We start from the raw sequence: 243 nt of genomic DNA, 5'->3' as shown, positions 1-243 counted from the left end.
TTGTGTTCCTGAAGGAATAGAGTGCGGGATGGCTTCTTTGATGACTTTGCCGCTAATGAGAGCAGGGAAGTCATACCCCTGTGCCCAGTTTTTTGCTGTGTAGTCATAGAAGATATCAAACTCGTCTGACTTAAATGCTTCGAATGCGATGGATTGATCACGGTAAAAATCAAAGCGCACTTGATCGAAGTTAAACCGGCCTTGGTAAACGTTTAAGTCCTTACCCCAAAAGTCTGGTACGCG

The 243-nt window shown here is 44.9% G+C and carries 1 pseudogene; it reads right to left on the bottom strand.

Features of this window, described 5'->3' with window-relative positions:
- Positions 1–243 (bottom strand): annotated as a pseudogene (locus tag A3762_RS05895) (ABC transporter substrate-binding protein); the annotation flags it as partial.

The sequence above is a fragment of the Oleiphilus sp. HI0125 genome (assembly GCF_001635355.1).
This window is presented reverse-complemented; position numbering and strand designations above follow the sequence as displayed.